Here is a 19,265-nt window from a genome sequence, read left to right on the forward strand (position 1 = left end):
GAGCATGAAGAAGTTCACCCTGTAGGAGTGGAAGGGAGAGGTACCGTTTGAGTGAAATGACAAACGTAACAAGAGAAACAGCCGATGTAGTCATCGTTGGTGGGGGTCCCGCAGGAATTGCGGCGGCGATTGCAGCAGGGAGACAGGGTGTGCGCGTTGTGCTGGTGGAACGCTACGGATTCGTAGGCGGCATGTCAACAGCCGCGATGGTCTATCCGTGGATGACGTTCCATACCGAGCGGGGCGAGCAGGTTATTCGGGGGATTGCACAGGAGATTGTAGATCGCTTGCAGGCCTGCGGAGGTTCGCCGGGGCATCTGCGGGATACGGTCGGTTTTGTGCACAGTGTGACACCTTACGATGCTGCTGTCTATCAGGTGGTTGCGGCAGAGATGCTGAAGGAGGCAGGCGTGCGACTGTTATTGCACAGCTTCGTGGATAGCGTTGCTGTGGTGGGTGACCGACTGGAAGCCGTGCGAGTGACGAGTAAATCTGGTCGGTTGGAGCTTCAGGCGGACATATTTGTGGATGCAAGCGGTGATGCGGATGTGGCTGATCTTGCTGGTGCTGCTATAGCGAAGGGAAGGGATGTGGACAGTCAGTCCCAGCCCATGACGATGAAATTTCGCATGCGCGGAGTAGACCTTGCGCGTGTCAAGCAGTACATGCAGGAGCACCCGGAGGATTTTTATGAGAAGACACCCTTTGAGGAGCTGGACACGATTCCGTTAACGGGTGTGAGCGGCTTCTACTCGCACTGGAAGAACGCGGCGATGCCGATTCAACGTGATCAGGTATTATTTTTTACGGGGCCGGCTGAAGATGAGGTGTTGATTAACTGTACCCGGGTGCAGGGGCTTGATGCCACAAATACGGAGGATTTAACGGTGGCAGAGCAGGAAGGGCGGAAGCAGGTGTTAATGATTGCCGAATTTCTGCGCCGTGATGTTCCGGGATTTGAGCGGGCTTCCATCTCGGCTGTTGCAACGCAGATCGGTATTCGGGAGTCCAGACGTGTGATCGGGCATTATGCGTTGACGCAGGAGGATGTGATTGCAGGGCGTAAGTTCGATGATGTGATCGCCAGAAGTGGCTATCCTGTTGATATTCATGATCCCTCCGGTCAAGGTGTGACGGCGGCTTTTATCCAAGGTGACGGAGCGTATGATATTCCCTATCGCTGTCTCCTCTCGCAGAATATGAGCAATCTGCTGGCTGCCGGTCGCTGTATCTCTACGACACATGAGGCCCATGCGACCACCAGGCTGACCCCAAGCTGTATGGCAACGGGAGAGGCTGCGGGAACAGCCGCCGCTTTGGCAGTGAAGCTGAAGCTCACTCCTGCGATGCTGCCAATATCACGATTACAGACGGAACTGCGACGCAGCGGCGCAGCGATCTGAGTGAGTATGACATGCAAACAGGATAAACCATGAGGAAGGGCGAGAGGTTGGAGGGACGGAGCGGGAATAGATAAAGAACGAAGGAAAGGAACCGGAGATAGACGGAATGAAGGGTGTGAAGCAAGGAATGAAGGAAGCCGCGAAATAGAAAAACAGCGAAAGCGAGCAGGAACGAGTGAAGAGAGGGAGGCGGGGATTACAGGGAGGAACACGGGAAGAAATGCAGGAAAGGTATGTGAGGGATCAATAGGAAGGATCAATAGGAAGAATCTGATGAAGCGAAGGAGTGATATGAACTCGCGCCCGAGGTCAGATGGATCATATTGGGGGGACTAACGAGGCTGAGTGAAGGAGCAGGCATCGTAAGGAATCAGGAGTAATTGGTGCTGTAAATCTAACGATCCCCAGTGATGCTATTTGCTGAGAGGGCTTCTGATGGAGTGAAAAGTGGCCTGAATCGGCAAAATAAGCTCCCCACGGATCGTTAGAACTGAACATGTCTCGAAAATGGCTAAATAAGGTCATCTGAGATCGTTAGCGCTAAATGCGTCTGCTGCCTGCGCCTGCGGCTCCTGCTCCACCCACATACACAAGCGCAAAGCGACAACGTGTATTCCCTAGTTCATACGTGCTTCAAGCCTTCTTGCAACGATGGAAAGGGAGTAGTTGATGATAAAATACAGCACTGCTGCCAGCAGTAGCGCCGGAATCACATAATCGAAGCTTTGACCGCCGAGAATCTGCACATTGCGCATCAACTCCGGCAGGGAAATGATGATCGCCAGTGACGTATCCTTGAGCAGTGAGATGAACTGGCTGACCATTGGCGGTGACATGCGGCGCAGGGCCTGTGGCATAATGATGCCGCCGAGTGTCTGCATGTAGCTCAGACCAGAGGAACGGGCAGCTTCCACCTGACCGCGTTCTACTGACTTGAGTCCGCTTCGCACAATTTCTGCGATCATCGCTCCTTCGAACAGACTTAGCCCCACGACTGTGGACCAGAAAACAGACATTTTAATGCCAAGCTGGGGGAGTACGATATGGATGAAAAAGATGATTAGCAGCAATGGCAGGTTTCGAATGGTGTCCACGATGACAGCGACAATCTGCGAGATTACGGGAATGCGTGTATAACGTAGCGTACCGAGCAGTGTACCCAGTGCAAAGCTAATAACAATGGATAATCCCGCGACTTGAAGGGTCACCCAGAATCCTTGCAACAGGAAGCGAAGGTTAGGCCATTCATAGGCCCCGCTAAAGTCCATACATCAGATGCCTCCTTCGGTGAGCGATATAAATTGCAATGAGCGCTGAAGTTACAGTTCCCATGGTGAGTAGTGTAATACAACAGATTGCAGCGTATGAACGGTATACCGATGCCAGTCACACGGTCGGGTCGAATGACGTTCAGTGATTGGAGAGTAGCCAGCTTATATCGTAACCTGCCCGGCGGGCTTGTTCTTTCCGGGTTTGCCCTTCGGTTTGCGGGCCTCGGCATCACTTTGTCCAAATTTGCGTTCCATATAATGCACCAGAAAGCTAAGCGGTAAGGTCAGCGTCAGATAGAATAGGGCAACAATGGTGTATACACTTAACGGCTGGAACGTATCCGAGTTCACAATGTCGGCAAAATACATCAAGTCCATGCCGGCTACAACCGCCAGAATGGAAGAGTTTTTGACCAGATTAATGAATTGATTGCCAATGGAGGGCAGTACAATTTTGATGGCCTGCGGCAGAATGACCAGGTTCATGGCCTGTATATAGGACAGCCCCGAGGAGCGTGCGGCTTCCAGTTGTCCGCGAGGTACGGTCTGAATACCTGCCCGAATGGCCTCTGCGATGAAAACGGCCGTGTAGATGGTCAACCCCAGTGTTCCTGAAACAAATCCATCCAGGGATATGCCGAGCGCAGGCAGTCCAAGGTAAAAGAAGAACACAACCAGCAGCAATGGAATATTGCGAATGAATTCAACAAAAGCTGTACCGAACCAATTCAGAGGTTTGACCGGAGCGATGCGAAAAATAGCGAGAATAGCTCCCAGCACAAAGCTGCCGATCAGGGCCATCACACTTACTTGAATCGTGTTCAGAAACCCTTCGATGAATCGGTCGGAGTGCCTGAACAGTACGCTAAAATCCAATGTACCCATAACAAGAGCCCCCGTTCTCCAGGTGTGAAAATAAAACAACAGCGCATCTGCTGTATGCATATCTCTCGCATACGGCAGATGCTTGCAGGTGCATAGTGCGTGTCAGACCAGTATAGACTCGCTTATCATCAGATTAAGCGACAGCCTGATGTCAGAAGGTCCAATTGTTCTCCCATCATTAGACGCATAGAAACGCCAGCAGCAGGATGTATATCCAAAGTCAGCAGTAGACTGTCCTTTGAACGTTACTCGGGCTTGCTGCCAAGCCACTTCTCATGCAGCGTGTCGTATTCGCCACTGTCCTTCAGCTCCTTCAGCATTTTGTTAACCTCTTCGACAAAGGCCGTGTCGCCTTTGCGAATAGCCATGCCGTAAGGCTCACTGGTAAAGTTGCCGCCAACCAGCTTGTAATTGTTGTCCGTCTGCTGCATGCCGATCAGAATGATGTTGTCGGTCGTCAGGGCTTCACCTTTACCTGCTTTCAGTGCGGTGAAGGCATCCTGATAATTATCGAACTCCAGCACATCGGCCTTCGGTGCCTTTTCGCGAATATTTTGTGCCGACGTGGAGCCTTTCACGGCAAGCACCTTTACACCATCCAGGCTCTCCAGCCCGGTGATGTCACTATCATTTTTTACCAGCAAGGATTGCCCTGCCTCAAAATATACATCACTGAAATCAACCTGCTCCTTACGCTCATCCGTAATGGTCATCGTGGCAATGATAATGTCGATATCTCCATTTTGCAGCATCGGAATACGTGTTTTGGATGTGACTTCCTTCAGCTCAACCTTCGTTTCATCGCCCAGAATCTGCTTGGCGAGCGCCTTGGCTATATCAATATCGAAGCCTTCCACATCCCCGCTTGCCGGGTCCTTCAGTCCGAATAATTTGGTATCGTATTTTACACCAGCAATAAGCTTGCCGCGATCCTTGATCTGCTCGATCGTTCCTTTGGCTTGTGCATCGCCCCCGCCACTTGCAGAAGGTGTATCTGTGCCTGAGTTACAGCCTGACAGAACAAGTGAGAGCATAAGGACCAACATAATCGTCAATGATGGCCATTTCAATTTATTATTCAGTTGCATCAACATAAGACCCCTTTCGCAATGAGATTAACATCCTGATCAATGAAAAAATTAATGATGGATTAAACGACTAAGGAACTGCTGTGCTCTTTCTTCTCGGGGATTGTCAAAAAACTCTGCCGCAGAAGCTTCCTCCACAATCCGACCCTCATCCATGAAAATAACCCGGTCGGCCACCTCGCGGGCAAAGCCCATCTCATGTGTAACAACAACCATAGTCATACCGTTGTGAGCCAGGGAACGCATGACATCAAGCACCTCCCCGATCATCTCTGGATCAAGGGCTGAAGTGGGTTCGTCAAAAAGCATAATTTTGGGCTCCATCGCGAGTCCCCTTGCAATGGCTACACGCTGCTGCTGTCCGCCGGACAACTGGGAAGGGTAGCTGTCTGCTTTATCGGCAATACCGACGCGCTCCAGATATTTCATGGCGGTTGCTGCTGCTTGGGCTTTGGGTTGTTTGCGTACCTTGACGGGTGCAAGAGTGATGTTGTCGATGACTTTTTTGTGGGGATACAGATTGAAATGCTGAAACACCATGCCGATGTCGCGGCGGAAGAGGTTGATATCCACCTTTTTCTGATGTAAGGGGATGCCGCTGACGATGAGTTCGCCATCGCTGATGGCTTCGAGTCGGTTGATACAGCGGAGCAGTGTGCTTTTGCCAGAGCCTGAGGGTCCGATAATGACCACGACCTCTCCTTCTTCAATACGAAGATGAATATCTTTGAGAACGTGGAAATGACCAAAATGCTTTTGGACACTTTTGAATTCAATCAAGAACACACACACCCTTTCTGCAATGAGGATTAAAAGGAATAAAAAGTAAATATTGCAAAGTAGTTATTTAATCATACATAGTCATCCTGCTAATAGCAATTAGTCTGTGATAAAACATGACATAAGTAATGGTTTTTATAGGGCTATAGCCATTAAATGCGTAATATATATGTTAGGTGAATGAAAGACTTATGACGAATCCTGACAGAAAATTGAATCAATAGTTCTAGGGCGTGTCTTGAAACCTACTGAAGTGCATTTAACCTATAAATAACAAATAACATCAAGTTCACCCTGTAGATGGCAAGAAAGCTCAACCTAGCACCATAATACCGTTGATATGATGGATGGAACGATAGAACCATAGTAGAGAGGATGATTGGCACCATGAATATATATCAATCCCCGATGTCGGCAGGATCAGGCAGCGTATCTGATCTGCAAGCTTATGAAGTGACGCTGCCCGTTATTCCTGAACGTGAATATCACATTACGGAGTATGGTGCTGTTGGAGATGGGATTACGGATAATACAGAGGCATTTCGCCTTGTTATAGCTGCATGTGCAGACGCGGGTGGCGGTAGAATTATCATTCCCGCCGGAGTATGGCTCACGGGACCCATTGTGCTTCGCAGCCGGATTGAACTGCATGTAGAAGCCGGTGCTCTGGTCACCTTCAGCCGGAATTTCGACCAGTATCCGCTTATCGCATCAAGCTTTGAAGGCTGGCAAGCTGTGCGCTGTCAATCTCCCATTGATGCTGACGGACTCGAAGATATTGCGATTACCGGGGAAGGAATCTGGGATGGGGGCGGTGAAGCCTGGCGTCCGGTTAAGCGCTCCAAAATGACAGCTGGCCAGTGGAAGAGATTGCTTGCCACGGGTGGGGTTGTAGAGCAGTCCGGCTCAGATGAACAAATCTGGTGGCCTTCCCAATCTGCACTTGATGGTGCAGTGCTTGCCGAGAAGCTGCATCGGGATAGGGTCCGTGATGCTGCTGCGTATCAGGACATTCGGGATTTCCTGCGTCCAAACATGGTCAGTCTGCGCCGATGCACACGGGTACTGCTGGACGGGCCTACGTTCCAGAACTCCCCTGCCTGGAATCTGCATCCTTGGGCATGTCAGCATGTAACGATTCGTAATGTGAGTGTGCGCAACCCATGGTTTTCCCAGAACGGAGACGGGCTTGATATTGAATCCTGTCGCCATGTTCTGGTGGAGCAAAGTGTATTTGATGTTGGTGATGATGCAATCTGCATGAAGTCAGGCAAGGATGCGGAGGGACGTGAGCTTGGACTGCCTTCAGAATATGTCACGATTCGGGATTGCACGGTGTACCATGGTCATGGTGGCTTTGTTATCGGAAGTGAGATGTCAGGCGGAGTCCGGCATGTACGAGTTATGGATTGTACGTTTATCGGTACGGACATTGGTTTGCGCTTCAAGAGCGCACGCGGACGCGGAGGTGTGGTGGAGGATATTCAGATCGAGCGTATCTATATGAAAGACATCATTATGGAAGCGATCTCGTTTTCCTTTTTCTACGCCAATCAGGAGGGCTCTGCACGGGGTGGTGATCTGGCACAGGAGGTTAGTGAAGAGACACCAATCTTCAGAGATATTCGAATCTCGGATGTGGTCTGTGCTGGTGCCGATACGGCTCTGTTTGTAAGTGGTCTGCCAGAGATGCCGCTGGACAGCGTGAGTATTGAAGGTTATAGCGTAGAGTCTCGCACTGGTGTTCAATGTGCCCAGGCAAAACATTTGCAGATTACGAATCTTCAGGCTCGTATTATGGAAGGCCCGCTGATTCATTTGCACAATTGCAAGGGTGCAGCACTGGAGGGCATTCATGGCGTGGGAGCTGATGGCAAGCTGCTGCTGGTAAGCGGGCTTGATTCGGCAGGAATTGTATGCCGGGAAGGTGATGCAGATACCGAAGGTCGGCAGATCTCGGTGGGGCCGGAAGTCAGAAATGGAGTTATTATTCGCAGATAAATGCTGATAAGATGTGGATGCACAGCCGCAATCCAGAAGGGAGCGCTTCTCCGTTAGTGGAAGGCGGACCCGCTGGTGCGGCTGTTCTTTGAATGATCTGGTGTTCACCGATGCTCCTTGCGATAACGAAGCGGAGTTGTGCCGGTGACTTGTTTGAATGTTTTGTTAAAATGGGCTGTATGCTCGAAGCCGACCTTCTCGGCAATGAATTGAACACGTTCTTGTGTCGACAGCAGTCTTCGCTGCGCCTCACGCACACGCACAATCCGCAGGTACTCGCTGAATCGAAAGCCTGTTAGACGGCTGAACATGCGGCTTAAATATGAAGGACTGATATAGAAGCGGGCTGCCGTACCTTCCAAGGTTAGCGGTTCCGTATAATGTTGATTTACATAGGTTACAATCTCGCTGATTTTGTCCTGCATCGGATGCAGGGAGCCTGGATTGGCTTCTCGTATAACCTCTTGAACCCGATGGATCAGTATAAGCAGTTGAGCCAGCAGGCTTCGCACAGCAATCTCGTAATGCGGCCGCCGTTCCTTGCATTCCTGCAGCATCTGCCACAGAATACGTTCAATTTCTGGCTGATCGGACTCGGGAAGTCGCAGCAGACTGGAGCATTCAAAGGGCAGCAGACCGCAGATTCCCAGCTCCATGCCTGTGGCAAAAGCAGGAGAGAAGCCGATGAGTATCCGCTCGAAGCCAGGCTTGTTACCTTTGGAGGTGGTATGTACATCATGCGGGTTGATAAGCACAAGATCGCCTTTGCGTGCAGGCAGAATCTGTCCATTCATGGAGTAGACCCGTTCTCCTTCAAGCAGATAATATAATTCGTAAAAAGGATGGGCATGAGGCTGGGGCATTGCACTCCCGTCATGTCTTCGCATATGTTCAATGGTAAAGGCATATTCACCGATTCGATATTTGGGGCCAATCCGATCCTCGATGAGACTCATTATGCAGCTCCTCTCTACTCACGATTCAAGTCGCTTCTCAGGTTGATATCCATATCATAACGGAAAATTCATATTTTTGTAAACGCTATCATTGGAAGTGGCATGATTTTTGTGATATGCCAATGGATCTGGTAATCGGGGAACCCGAGGCTAGGAAGTTTGTTGTCAAGGTGACAAATCGGTCATGTTGTTTTAGAGTAAGGAGAGCGAGGTCAGACTCCGGTCCGGGAGCCCCTCGAAAATGAGTTGGAAGGAAGGAAAGATGTTATGACAACACATGAATTATCACCGCTCGTCGCTGCGCTTGATATGCAGCCGCACGTTGAAGGTGGTTGGTATAAAGAAGTATGGAAGGCCTCGTACCAGATTCCACAATCCGTTTTGCCAGAAGCTTATTCTGGTCCAAGGTTCTCGGCAACCTCAACCTACTTCCTGTTGCATTCCCATGAAGTCTCCGAGTGGCACACCGTGCTGTCGGATGAGCTGTGGCTGTGGCACAGCGGCAGTCCAATTGAGCTGAAGCTGGGTGGCAACGGAGAAAATCCTGAGCATGAGGAAGTGCTGGTTCTCGGTATGGATATCGCGGCAGGGCAATCTCCGCAAGTGCTGGTTCCTGCGGGAGTGTGGCAAACCGCACGTCCACTGGGTGATGAGCCGGTGCTGGTTACTTGTGTCGTTGCACCAGGTTTTCACTTCGATGATTTCAAGCTGGTGTCCAAAGGGTAAGCTTATTCCACATGCTTTAAATATAAAAAATCCCGATTAGATGTATGAGCATCTAATCGGGATTTTTTGAGTTGCCTCTATTTCCGCAAGTAAGGAATGATGAGCAGGCTATTCTGGTTTAGAAATTAAAATTATCGGGATCGGAGCCAAAACGTTTAATTTCGTTCAGGCTGTTGATTTGTTCGATATCCTCAGCAGTTAACTCGAAGTCATACAGCTCGGTATTAGCCCGAATACGCTCGGGAGTTACCGATTTCGGAATGGTCACAATACCGTTCTGAAGGTCCCAACGCAGAATAACTTGTGCCGGAGACTTGCCATACTTCGCAGCAATGTCCTGAAGCAAAGGATGCTCCATCAGATGGCCTTGTCCCAGCGGAGACCAGGCTTCAATCTGAATTTCGTGTTTGCTGCAGTATTCACGCAGTTCCGTCTGGGTGAGAAGCGGATGAAGCTCAACCTGATTGACAGCAGGTTTCACGGTTGCATCCATCATCAGGTCCTCCAGATGATGAATCTGGAAATTGCTCACGCCGATGGCGCGTACACGTCCTTCTTTATATAGCTTTTCCAGCGCTCTCCAGCTGTCTTTATATTTGCCTTTGACAGGCCAGTGAATCAGATAGAGATCGAGATAATCCAGCTCCAGGCGTTTCATGCTATCTTCGAAGGCAGCGAGTGTACTTTCATAGCCTTGGTCACTGTTCCACACTTTGGTTGTAATAAACAGATCCTCACGGGCCACACCGGCTTCACGAATACCCTGCGCCACACCCGTTTCGTTATTGTATACTTTGGCGGTATCAATGCTGCGGTATCCGGCCTCTATCGCTGTTTTTACTGCGTTTACGACCTCATCTCCATCCTTCACTTTGAATACGCCAAATCCAAGCCAAGGCATTTTGACTCCGTTATTAAGTGTTGTTGTGTCCTGAACGTGTTTCATGATCTGTCATTCCTCCTCTGATTCTTCGCTTTACCTGAAGTTATTACCCTGCAGCCTGGGAACCAATCGTATGTAGACCAGACTGTCCTCTCTTATTATACTAAAGTTTTCCTGCACATTAAAAAAGCATAGTGATTTCACAGGTGAAAAAGCTCCTGTTTTATCCTTTTCCGGCAGCGGCAGGTTTGGTTTTAGCGCTTCCGGGTGATAAGATGAATTATACGAGAAAAAGAATGAAGCGTGCTCAACACAGCGGCTCTTCATGAATCGGAATCTGCCCAGTTGAGCAGTATGAAGCTTATACATAATTTTAACCATCAAGATGCGGTTTATCGGTAACAACCTCCGTGCCGCAAGATGAATGATAAAGGAGCAAGATGAATCATGGCTAAACCTAAAAAAACCAAAACAGCAGCAGCCTGGTCACTCGTAATTATGGGTGCCGGCTTTGCAGCATCTTTACCGTTTCAGGGCGTTCCCGTAGGTAAACTTCTGGTAGGGTCCTTTGAAGCCGGGCTGGTAGGTGGACTTGCAGACTGGTTTGCAGTTACAGCGTTGTTCCGCCATCCGCTCGGCATTCCCATCCCGCATACGGCACTGCTGCCAAAAAATCGGGATAAAATGACAGAAGGTCTGGTCTCTGCTGTTGAGAATAACCTGCTGAATAAGGATAGTATCACTGAGAAAATTGCCGGCTTCAAAGCAGCGGAGACAGTCCTTGATACGCTGGGGAGAGAGCTGCACAGTGACGGGATCAAAACAATGCTGGATACGCTGTGCAAGCGTATTCTGGCAGGACTTCCGCTGGAGCAGATTGCTCCAATCGTTGCCAGAGAGATCAAGTCACAAGCCGGAGCGTTTGACTTGGGGCCGATTCTGGAAAAGGCCGCAGTGCAGGTCACAGAACAAGGATATGATGCTCAGGCTCTGGACTATGCACTCAAGCAGGCGGAGGAGTGGCTGGTGCAGCCGGAGACGATTATGTTTCTGGGTGAGAGCGGCATGAAAGCAATCAGTGGTATTCAGATGAACGGACTCATGCAGTTTGCGATGAACGCATTCATGGGATATCTGAATGAGGACCGTCTAGGCGGCATTATTCAAGGATATCTTTTTGACCGGGTAGAGGATATGAAACGTGAGGGCAGTGCGCTGCGCTACAAAGTACTAAATATGCTGCGTACGCAGGCGTTGCGTCTTGCGGTAAGCGAGGCTGTGCAGGATGGCCTTAACGGCTGGAAGAACAATCTGCTGGATGGCTGGAATGCCGAGGAAACCGTGTTGAACAAGCTCACGGAGATGCGGGATAAAGCGCTGGTGGCGATGGAGGATGGTCGTTACGTAGATGCGTATGCACTACCTGCAATCGAGAAAGTTCTGGCTGATCTGCGTGCAGATGAAGCATTAATGACAGGTATGAATGCGAAGATTGTAGAAGGCGTCACCACGCTGCTGGAGAAAAACCATTCCAAAATCGGGAATCTCGTTCGTGAAAATGTAGATAAAATGGACAATGCTTCGCTCATCTCGCTAATTGAAGACAAGGTGGGGCAGGATCTGCAGTGGATTCGGATCAACGGCGCAGTGACCGGCTTTATTATCGGGGTTGTGCTGACTGCGCTGCGGATGGTGCTTGAGTAATAAGGCAGGGCTGGCCACAAGCTGGCTGGTGGACAACAAGAGCCGCTCTTATCAGAGCAGGCTCTTGTTTGGTAATTGGGGTCAATGAGACATGTCATTTCGTTTCACATCAGGATAGCAAGGTTTAGAATTGCAGGATGTATTCAAACCAATGAAGGCTTTCTTTTTGACACCCAGAGGTGTTAGGGAGGACGTTTTTGCTTTGAGATGGAAAAATTCAGTCCGGGCTGATACAAAGGTATGGGAAGAGGGTAATATACACCCAAATATAGGCATGAATCATCTAGGAAAAAAGTTTCAGGAAAACGCTCCTGTGAGCCGATGTGTCGTATGTTGATTTTGTACTATGATGCATGTAACAGTTGAGAGGGGCGTTTTTTACATATAAGGGTTTAAGCCAAAAGGGGGAATTGCTATTCCGCGCACAAGATGGATGAAAGGTTTATTTGCACTGATGATGGTGTTTACTATATTACTGGGAGGGTGTCAGAAGATGACCGAAAGTGAGAAACAGGCGTTGTACCAAGAGGCTGAGAAGGTTGTGGTACAGCATTTCAAAGAAAAGTTTGATCTGGATGTTGTCATTACAAGCAAAGAGCTGCTGCCAGAGATGGCGATGTCGCAGATTGGACTTAAAGGGCATGTAAAGGATCATACGGACCAGAGCTTTGGCATCTCGTATGATTATAAGAAAAAAATCACTAAAAATCTCGTGATTAGTCCAGAAATCGAGGAAGTGATCCGGGCCAAAGGACATGATCCATACGCCAAATAAAGGGGAGGTGCAGTGAGTGAGTAACGGCAGGAATATTGATGACGAAACGTATAAAACGCTGTCAGAGTTAGCTTATCAGGATCAGAAGACAGGTGACCGCTTGACAGAGCTTCCAGGTTGGGAAGTGCTGGAGGGCACGGAGGGCGACAAGCTGTCCGGCTTTGATGCCGTAACGTTCTACAACCCGGAGACGAAGGAAGCTGTGATTGCGTACCGGGGAACAGAAGGCAGTGCGCCTCTTGATCGCTCCATACCTGACTTCGTGATGGATGCTCGTATTGGGGGCGGAGAATTAATTCGTAAAGGACAACAGGAGGCTACGAGAGCTGTCGACAATCTGACGCCGGAATGGCTTGACAAGGGTGTTCAGCATGTCAAGGATGTCACAGGGGTATCCAGGGTGGAAGGCTGGGCAGGTGAGCGATTAAGAGATGCGGAGAATTGGGCGGGCGACCGTGTGAAGGATATCGAGAGAACGCTATCCCCTACGGGTTGGGCTAACCAGATGTATCACTCTGAGAACTACGCAAACCGCATGAAGGATAAGTATAGTGATCTGAATTTTTCCCTGACCGGGCATTCTCTTGGGGGTGGCGATGCACAGTATGCATCTGCTTATACGGGTCTTCCAGCTGTTACTTTCAGTGCACCGTCCGTTATGGGGAATCTGACCCCTGAAATGCGCCGCAGAGTGGAGGCGGGCGAGCTTGATGGTCAGGTCACAAATTATGCCAGTCCAGGAGATCTGGTCGCCAGCGGAGCGTTAGGTGGATATGATCGTCATGTGGGCTCTACGTATTATATAGATTCCAATTATGCGGATGCGAACGATGGCGTAAGTCTGATTGATAAGGTGAAGGATACATTTGGTGGAAAAAACTATCACAGCTTGGATCAGTATGACTTCAAGAACGGATATATCTCCAATGATTTGTATGATCCGGTTACGGGCGAGCGCGTTCGTTACTCACCAAGGCTTATGGAGAATCTGGGGCCGCTTGGTAAAGCGATAGGTCCGTTGGGCTTGGGACTGGGTGCAGGCAAAGGCATGGCCGGGGTACTTGGGTCTGGTCTGATCCAGGTCACGCCGGAAGAGCTGAAAAGCGTCGCTTCCCGATGGAAGCAGAATGCTTTGCAGTGTAATGCGGAGCTTAATCAGGTGCGGACACGTATGGCCCAATATTTGCATTCGAGCCGAAGCCGCAGGCTGGAGCCTATCGTAACGCAGCTGGATGCATCCATTCAGGAGCTGAGCACATGGCATATGAAACATACAAGCCAGTTCCTGACCTTTATTGAAGAGAAGGCGGAGGCCTTCCGGCAGGCGGATGAAAGCCCGGTTCGTCATTTTAACTGAGTCCCGCCCGTTCGAGTGAAGTGCGAGCAGTCGATGTTAGAAGTGTGCATATAAGGGGAGGGGTGCAAGTGAGCGGACAATTACTGGTGGAACTGAATGACCTGCGGATTGCGGAAAAAGAACTGACACAGCTGCTTGTTCGTCTGCAAGCAGATGAGCAGGAGGCCAGAGCGCTTTACAGCCGCTTGAACGATTGGAAAGGGCAGTCTGCCAACTATACGAGGCAGCAGATTGAAGAATTCTTCGCAGGTCTCGCCAAGCGTATTCAATCAATTGAAATGCAGAAGCGGAGCTTGAATCAGTACATTGAAGTGATGATTCAAACGGATCAGCAGCGCTAAACACCAACGTGTACTGCCACATTGCGGATGGCATACATCGTATGAAATAAAAAGGAGTCTTGCACCAGAGGGATGTTCCCTTAGGGCGCAGACTCCTTTTTACATGAGAATTCGCTATTCATTCAATTATGACACGGCATATTTAAGTGTGAATTAACGCTTTTTGCGACGTGTTGCGAGTGCGATGCCCAGGAAGGACATGATCAAAGCCAGAATGGAGACGATCAGCGTTGCTTGCTGAAGCTTCAGCGTTCCCGTATCCGTATCTGTGTTGTTAGGTTGACCTTTTACGGTATCTGAGAGGGCATCGCCCAGCGTGGTGTCATCATTCGCTTTTTTGCCATCGCTCGAAGTGTCAGAGGCTGTATTGTTGGATGTGCCACCTGACGTGTTGCCAGCTGTACCTGCACTGTCATGTCCCGCCCCTGCTGTACCCGAGCTGTGATGGTCATCTCCAGCTGCACCAGTGCCGGCAGCGACCGGTTCTTCACTAATCGTGGTGATGCTGTGGGGATTGCTGTCGCCAGGCTGGCCTGTCCATTCTACAATGCTTCCATCGCTGTAGTATTGAAACGCATCCCACGCTACTTTTGCTTCAGTCTTCGGGTTCTGTGCAACAAAGTTGAATTGCTGGAACTGTCCAGCCATAATCCCTTGGTTATCTCCGTCAACCTCCCACGTAATGGAGGTTACTTCGTTCGAGTCATTTTTTTCGGTTGAAATTTTCCAGCCCGTAAGCGGCTGATATTGCTTGAACGCAACCTCTTTCGGAATTTTCAGTGTGATTTTGGTGGTTGGCAGTTCTTTCTCGGATGGCACCTTAATGGTGTACATCTGCCATGCACTTGTCTGTGCGTTGGACGGATTTACCGTAACGTGAGCGCTGGCAAAGCTGGCAAACAGCAGAAATGCTGCTGCACCTGCTGCTACCGTTGATGTAAGCTTGGATACCCATGATGTTTTCTTCATATTCATAACCCCTCTCAATTCGTTGTAAAATATATGTTGTCCTGCTCAGGTCATTTAAGACATGAACTATGGCTTGGCTGCATTGATCTTGAACTCGGCATCGAGCGCATCGAGCGATCGTGTCAGCGCATGCACTTTAATGCTCCAATTTCCGGGCATGGAGATGTAGTCATCTGCCTTGTAGATGCCGGTATCATTCTTCGGAATGGTGATTTCGTAAATGCCCATGTCCATATCCAGATGCGTCAGGGACAACGTGATCTGTTCGAGGTCCTTGATCACACTGCCGTCGGCTTTTTTGATGCCGACTTCGAACTGGTTCTCTCCCGTCACGTTTGGACTGACCTGAAGTGTGATTACTGAGCCATCCTCTGTTGTCTCTGTGCCTTGATAAGGTCCGGCTGACGCTGGCTGGCCAGGAGAAAGATGGGTCAGGATTGCCGCCAGTGCAAGTACAATGGCACCTGTAGCGAGTTCAGCCTTCAGGCTGCCGGATAGGCGTGCTCCCGTAGCGGCTCTTGCCCGCTTGGCATGATATCCTGCGAACGCAAGCATCACGAGAAGCAGCACGATTTTGCCAATCAGCACAAGCCCGTAGGCTGTCGTGAAGAGGGACTTAAACATCGGTGCAGGCAGGATGACGAGACTGCTATAGATGCCGGTAGCGACTAGAATGGCAACGGCACCAATCCCCCAAGCCATAAATCTGCGTAGCGTAGCCCAGTATATCTCACCGCGTACCTTGGCAGGCAGCCGGTTCGTCAGCAGAGGCAGGCATACCGCCATGGCGGTGAGAGCTCCGATCCAGAACGCAGCGGCCACCAGATGGATAAAATCCATGGTCACGGCAAGCACGCGCTGCTCCGCAGCAGCGGGATGCCCGGTCATGGCGTGTGTGAGCAGCCAGCCCAGTACAAGCAGTAACGTTCCGTATGAAGACCAGATGCGCACACGTATAGTTCGGTCGAGATCATAACCTGATAAAAGTGTAACGGCGATCAGCAGGGCGATTAGCATCTGTAGCATCCAGGTCTGTCCAAAGGCGGTCAGCTTGAGTGCGCTGCCCATCAAAGCCCAGCTGAATTGATTCAGCTCCACACCAGATTCGTACAGGGTGTTCAGTGGCAGGCTTACCAGTGCGGCGAAGGATGCAGCACCGTAGCTAATCCACATCAGCTTGTAGCTGCCAGGTACATCCATCGGTTCTCGCTGAAGCGATGCGGGGGCGATTCTCAGCATGAGAAAGGCCAGAGCTCCCAGCATGATCGACAGTCCGAGATACTGAATCCAGTCGGTAAACGAAACGATCCATTTCAGGGGTCCTCCGGCTGCACCTGAACCGGACGCAAGGTCCTTCAGACCGACAGGTGAGCCGGAGGGTTCGCCGATATGGAACACATACGCTCCAGAGATGGGATGGCCATCCGCAGATACTGCTTTCCAGCTGACCGCATACGTACCGTTGCCAAGCCCGGTGCGTAAACCGGTTTCCAGAATATGCGGGCGCTGCGGGTCAATCTGTACGTTGCCGTCGCCTGCCGGATTGCCATCCGGGTCGGTAATTTTAATATCATAAAAGGCGGTCTGTAGTGATTCGTTAAACTCCAGCGTCAGTCGCTGAGGTGCGGTGACGAGCAATTCATTTTCCTCCGGCGATGACTTCACAACATAAGCATGTGCAGATGCCCATTGCGGCATCACAAGGCAGAACACCAGCAGCAGGCTGGTGAGCAGTATCCAATGACGCTTGCTCCATCGCAGGTTCAAGCTTCTTGTATTCAAAAATTCATCACCCTCAGGTTATAGATTTGCAGTTTATTCCCATAATTGTTCATTCGCGCACAATCTATACCATTATAACTTTGTCCAAAATAAAGGCGTATGACTACATTGGGCTATATAAAATCATAGATTACCGCATAATTGTGACAAATGCATGAAATGAAATATGTGATGCTGGTGCGCTGTTACATTGCGCACAGCATCACATGCTGAACGTATGGTATCCTCCATTGCTCGTGTGTTTGGATAATTCTGGCGTGTGCACGGTTCGTGACACGTTACTTACGCGACTTGCGTCCGGCAAGTCCGCTCTCCAGCGCATAACGTGTAAGCTGAACCCGGTTCTCCAGCTGCAACTTTTGCAAAATGTTTTTTAGATGATTCTTCACCGTCTGATCGGAGATGCCTAACTGCTCGGCTATTTCGCGATTGGTATATCCGGCTGATACCCACTGTAGGATCTCCAGTTCACGGGCCGTTAACGGATTTTCCTGTATCTCCTCATGACGGGGGGATGGAAACTCCTGCAAAATGCGGTACGCCAGCTCCTTGCTGAGTGGTGCATCGTCACTGACAATTGCTCGAAGGTATTCAAGCCAGGTGGAGGGAGACAGATTTTTGCGCAAATAACCTTGAGCTCCTTGCTTCAATGCTTCAAAGAGGTAGGTGACATCATCTGATACGGTCACCATTACGATGATAACGTATGGGAAACGCAGCTTGATCTGTCTCGTTGCCTCCAGTCCATCCATATCGGGCATCTGAACATCCATTAGAATCAGGTCAGGCATCCACTGCTCTGTTTGCTCCAGTGCTTCTTGACCGTTTCTCGCGATGCCAATGACCTCAAACAGGCTATCCTCCGATAAAATGCTGCAGATCGCTTCACGTGCATGCGCATGATCGTCCACGACAAGTACACGAACCCGTTCCATATTATGTTCGCCCCTTTCCAATGATCATTCGCGTATCACCGGGCCTGGATTCCAGTCGGAATGACCAGCCCATCTGCTCGGCTCGCTCCTTTGTGATTCGCAGGCCATAGCGGTCTTTCAGCAGCATCGGGTCTCCCTGTAGGCCAATGCCATTGTCCTGAATCTGAATGAGCCAGTCGGAGACGCTACCTTCGGCATGTACCTGCACCTTGGAAGCCTTGGCGTGCTTGCGTACGTTCAGGAGTGCTTCCCGAATACAGGCCAGCAGCTCCACTTGTTCTTTGGCGGAGAGAGAAATTTCAGTCCAGTGCCACTGCATGTCTGCTTCAGGTACAGTATCGCTGACGATGGATTCAACCTGCACTTGCAGGGCAATTGCTTCAGGATCAGCGGTGGGAGAAGGCACATAACGCAACTGAGCAATGGACTGTCTTACATATGTATTGACCTCATGTACCGTTTTCTGAATCTCGCGGATGTCTTGCTCATGATTGGTCCCGCTGAGGCTGCGTCCGGCTTTATCTGCTTTGACAGAGAGCAGGAACAAGGATTGTGAGATGCCGTCATGCAGTTCACGGGCCAGCTGATCGCGGGCTTCGAGAGCAGTCTTGGATGCCCGCTCCTGCTCCAGAGCGGCCCTTGCACTTTCCAGCATGCGGAACAAACGGCTCAGCAACGTCACACTGACAAGATAAACGATGACAGGTGTCAGCCAGTTTCCGGCATCCATTGACAGATAAGGCATTAGAAACTGGTGGCGAATATATTCCCATAGCCCTACCGTAATGGTGGGGATGAGCAAAATCATCCATTTAATCTGTTTGTAAGACATGCTTGCAAAACTCCTTTATTTGGCCTGGATACGTGATAGGGCAGATCGAAACTTAGTTCTCAGACGTTATTAGTATGGTGACATCAATGGAATGAGTGTAATGAAGTGTAATGGCATTATTATAACGCAACCTTGTCCAAGACCCTAGTCCGGGCTATTTGCAGGAAAGGGGGCAGGATCATGGAGGATACAGAAGCATATCTAAGAATGACACAGGGTGAAATGTTGTCATGCTAGGTGAGGCTTGATGTGCTCTTCTCAGGAGGGCTCTGCCCGTTTTCGCTATGAGGGAAGGTCCTCTATACTTATAGAGAACGAGAAATCATTACAAAACATGTTAAGGAGTGACGCAACAACATGAGTCAAGAAGTATTGGAACGTCGCAGTGAATTGCTCAAGAAGAACATTCACCAGATGCTTATTCAAGACAATCAGCACGGAATCAGTCGCCAGGACAACATGTTTTTGCAGCAGATGATCAAAGAGCTGCACCAGACCTCACATGAACTCAATACGATGAGCAGCGAAGAAGTCTCACAGGACTGAAGCTCCAGAATATATCCATTATATCTGGTAT

18 protein-coding genes are annotated in these 19,265 nt (G+C 49.9%); 8 read left to right on the top strand and 10 right to left on the bottom strand.

Features of this window, described 5'->3' with window-relative positions; genetic code table 11:
* Positions 1–56 precede the first annotated feature (56 nt).
* Positions 57–1,403 carry an FAD-dependent oxidoreductase gene (locus DFQ00_RS19315; RefSeq protein ID WP_110898222.1) on the top strand — a complete coding sequence of 449 codons (1,347 nt, stop codon included), beginning with the start codon at positions 57–59 and terminating at the stop codon, positions 1,401–1,403.
* Positions 1,404–2,020: 617 nt separating this feature from the next.
* Here the strand turns inward: DFQ00_RS19315 and DFQ00_RS19320 are convergent.
* The 4 genes from DFQ00_RS19320 to DFQ00_RS19335 form a co-directional block, all read right to left on the bottom strand.
* The gene (locus DFQ00_RS19320) at positions 2,021–2,671 is read right to left on the bottom strand and encodes an amino acid ABC transporter permease (RefSeq protein ID WP_110898119.1); all 651 of its coding nucleotides are present in this window, start codon (positions 2,669–2,671) and stop codon (positions 2,021–2,023) included.
* 165 nt (positions 2,672–2,836) lie between these two features.
* Positions 2,837–3,559: an amino acid ABC transporter permease gene (locus DFQ00_RS19325; protein ID WP_110898120.1), complete on the bottom strand. Its 723-nt coding sequence runs from the start codon at positions 3,557–3,559 to the stop codon at positions 2,837–2,839.
* A gap of 245 nt (positions 3,560–3,804) precedes the next feature.
* Positions 3,805–4,647: a transporter substrate-binding domain-containing protein gene (locus tag DFQ00_RS19330; protein WP_425271044.1), complete on the bottom strand. Its 843-nt coding sequence runs from the start codon at positions 4,645–4,647 to the stop codon at positions 3,805–3,807.
* A 51-nt stretch (positions 4,648–4,698) separates the two neighbouring features.
* Positions 4,699–5,427, bottom strand: a complete 729-nt coding sequence (locus DFQ00_RS19335) for an amino acid ABC transporter ATP-binding protein (RefSeq protein ID WP_110898122.1) — start codon at positions 5,425–5,427, stop codon at positions 4,699–4,701.
* Between the two features lie 387 nt (positions 5,428–5,814).
* On the opposite strand from DFQ00_RS19335, the gene DFQ00_RS19340 reads away from it, so the two are divergent.
* A complete protein-coding gene (locus tag DFQ00_RS19340) occupies positions 5,815–7,428 on the top strand; it encodes a glycoside hydrolase family 28 protein (RefSeq protein ID WP_110898123.1) in 1,614 nt (537 codons plus the stop codon).
* A gap of 104 nt (positions 7,429–7,532) precedes the next feature.
* On the opposite strand, the gene DFQ00_RS19345 is transcribed toward DFQ00_RS19340, so the two are convergent.
* Positions 7,533–8,384: a helix-turn-helix transcriptional regulator gene (locus tag DFQ00_RS19345; protein WP_110898124.1), complete on the bottom strand. Its 852-nt coding sequence runs from the start codon at positions 8,382–8,384 to the stop codon at positions 7,533–7,535.
* 267 nt (positions 8,385–8,651) lie between these two features.
* Here DFQ00_RS19345 and DFQ00_RS19350 point away from each other — a divergent pair, with 267 nt between their 5' ends.
* Positions 8,652–9,110, top strand: a complete 459-nt coding sequence (locus DFQ00_RS19350; RefSeq protein WP_110898125.1) for a cupin domain-containing protein — start codon at positions 8,652–8,654, stop codon at positions 9,108–9,110.
* 118 nt (positions 9,111–9,228) lie between these two features.
* Here DFQ00_RS19350 and DFQ00_RS19355 read toward each other — a convergent pair whose 3' ends face one another.
* Complete coding sequence (locus DFQ00_RS19355; protein WP_110898126.1) at positions 9,229–10,056, bottom strand: aldo/keto reductase; 828 nt, start codon at positions 10,054–10,056, stop codon at positions 9,229–9,231.
* A 384-nt stretch (positions 10,057–10,440) separates the two neighbouring features.
* On the opposite strand from DFQ00_RS19355, the gene DFQ00_RS19365 reads away from it, so the two are divergent.
* From DFQ00_RS19365 to DFQ00_RS19385, 4 genes are all read left to right on the top strand, one after another.
* Positions 10,441–11,697: a DUF445 domain-containing protein gene (locus DFQ00_RS19365; protein ID WP_110898128.1), complete on the top strand. Its 1,257-nt coding sequence runs from the start codon at positions 10,441–10,443 to the stop codon at positions 11,695–11,697.
* A 493-nt stretch (positions 11,698–12,190) separates the two neighbouring features.
* Positions 12,191–12,472: a hypothetical protein gene (locus tag DFQ00_RS19375; RefSeq protein ID WP_110898130.1), complete on the top strand. Its 282-nt coding sequence runs from the start codon at positions 12,191–12,193 to the stop codon at positions 12,470–12,472.
* 16 nt (positions 12,473–12,488) lie between these two features.
* Positions 12,489–13,829 (top strand): Tle-like phospholipase domain-containing protein, encoded by a 1,341-nt coding sequence (locus DFQ00_RS19380; RefSeq protein WP_174812216.1) that lies wholly within the window; start codon positions 12,489–12,491, stop codon positions 13,827–13,829.
* Between the two features lie 68 nt (positions 13,830–13,897).
* Complete coding sequence (locus DFQ00_RS19385) at positions 13,898–14,170, top strand: hypothetical protein (RefSeq protein WP_110898131.1); 273 nt, start codon at positions 13,898–13,900, stop codon at positions 14,168–14,170.
* Positions 14,171–14,323: 153 nt separating this feature from the next.
* Here the strand turns inward: DFQ00_RS19385 and DFQ00_RS19390 are convergent, their stop codons facing one another.
* The 4 genes from DFQ00_RS19390 to DFQ00_RS19405 all read right to left on the bottom strand — a co-directional run bounded on the left by DFQ00_RS19390 (position 14,324) and on the right by DFQ00_RS19405 (position 18,688).
* Positions 14,324–15,139, bottom strand: coding sequence for a YcnI family protein (locus DFQ00_RS19390; RefSeq protein WP_110898132.1), 816 nt, complete (start codon positions 15,137–15,139; stop codon positions 14,324–14,326).
* 66 nt (positions 15,140–15,205) lie between these two features.
* Positions 15,206–16,921: a copper resistance protein CopC gene (locus tag DFQ00_RS19395; protein ID WP_110898133.1), complete on the bottom strand. Its 1,716-nt coding sequence runs from the start codon at positions 16,919–16,921 to the stop codon at positions 15,206–15,208.
* A 278-nt stretch (positions 16,922–17,199) separates the two neighbouring features.
* Positions 17,200–17,856 (bottom strand): response regulator, encoded by a 657-nt coding sequence (locus DFQ00_RS19400; RefSeq protein ID WP_110898134.1) that lies wholly within the window; start codon positions 17,854–17,856, stop codon positions 17,200–17,202.
* A gap of 1 nt (position 17,857) precedes the next feature.
* Complete coding sequence (locus DFQ00_RS19405) at positions 17,858–18,688, bottom strand: sensor histidine kinase (protein WP_110898135.1); 831 nt, start codon at positions 18,686–18,688, stop codon at positions 17,858–17,860.
* Positions 18,689–19,045: 357 nt separating this feature from the next.
* On the opposite strand from DFQ00_RS19405, the gene DFQ00_RS19410 reads away from it, so the two are divergent.
* Complete coding sequence (locus DFQ00_RS19410) at positions 19,046–19,234, top strand: hypothetical protein (protein ID WP_110898136.1); 189 nt, start codon at positions 19,046–19,048, stop codon at positions 19,232–19,234.
* Positions 19,235–19,265: the final 31 nt, after the last annotated feature.

The organism is Paenibacillus barcinonensis, from assembly GCF_003217495.1.
GTDB classification, from domain to species: Bacteria; Bacillota; Bacilli; order Paenibacillales; family Paenibacillaceae; genus Paenibacillus; species Paenibacillus barcinonensis.

Excerpts from the sequence above, each read along its gene's own strand:
- DFQ00_RS19400 (WP_110898134.1), bottom strand. The coding sequence starts at position 17,856 with ATGGAACGGGTTCGTGTACTTGTCGTGGACGATCATGCGCATGCACGT.
- DFQ00_RS19340 (WP_110898123.1), top strand. The coding sequence starts at position 5,815 with ATGAATATATATCAATCCCCGATGTCGGCAGGATCAGGCAGCGTATCT.
- DFQ00_RS19410 (WP_110898136.1), top strand. The coding sequence starts at position 19,046 with ATGAGTCAAGAAGTATTGGAACGTCGCAGTGAATTGCTCAAGAAGAAC.
- DFQ00_RS19405 (WP_110898135.1), bottom strand. The coding sequence starts at position 18,688 with ATGTCTTACAAACAGATTAAATGGATGATTTTGCTCATCCCCACCATT.
- DFQ00_RS19330 (WP_425271044.1), bottom strand. The coding sequence starts at position 4,647 with ATGCAACTGAATAATAAATTGAAATGGCCATCATTGACGATTATGTTG.
- DFQ00_RS19390 (WP_110898132.1), bottom strand. The coding sequence starts at position 15,139 with ATGAAGAAAACATCATGGGTATCCAAGCTTACATCAACGGTAGCAGCA.
- DFQ00_RS19355 (WP_110898126.1), bottom strand. The coding sequence starts at position 10,056 with ATGAAACACGTTCAGGACACAACAACACTTAATAACGGAGTCAAAATG.
- DFQ00_RS19345 (WP_110898124.1), bottom strand. The coding sequence starts at position 8,384 with ATGAGTCTCATCGAGGATCGGATTGGCCCCAAATATCGAATCGGTGAA.
- DFQ00_RS19320 (WP_110898119.1), bottom strand. The coding sequence starts at position 2,671 with ATGGACTTTAGCGGGGCCTATGAATGGCCTAACCTTCGCTTCCTGTTG.
- DFQ00_RS19375 (WP_110898130.1), top strand. The coding sequence starts at position 12,191 with ATGACCGAAAGTGAGAAACAGGCGTTGTACCAAGAGGCTGAGAAGGTT.
- DFQ00_RS19315 (WP_110898222.1), top strand. The coding sequence starts at position 57 with ATGACAAACGTAACAAGAGAAACAGCCGATGTAGTCATCGTTGGTGGG.
- DFQ00_RS19325 (WP_110898120.1), bottom strand. The coding sequence starts at position 3,559 with ATGGGTACATTGGATTTTAGCGTACTGTTCAGGCACTCCGACCGATTC.
- DFQ00_RS19365 (WP_110898128.1), top strand. The coding sequence starts at position 10,441 with ATGGCTAAACCTAAAAAAACCAAAACAGCAGCAGCCTGGTCACTCGTA.
- DFQ00_RS19350 (WP_110898125.1), top strand. The coding sequence starts at position 8,652 with ATGACAACACATGAATTATCACCGCTCGTCGCTGCGCTTGATATGCAG.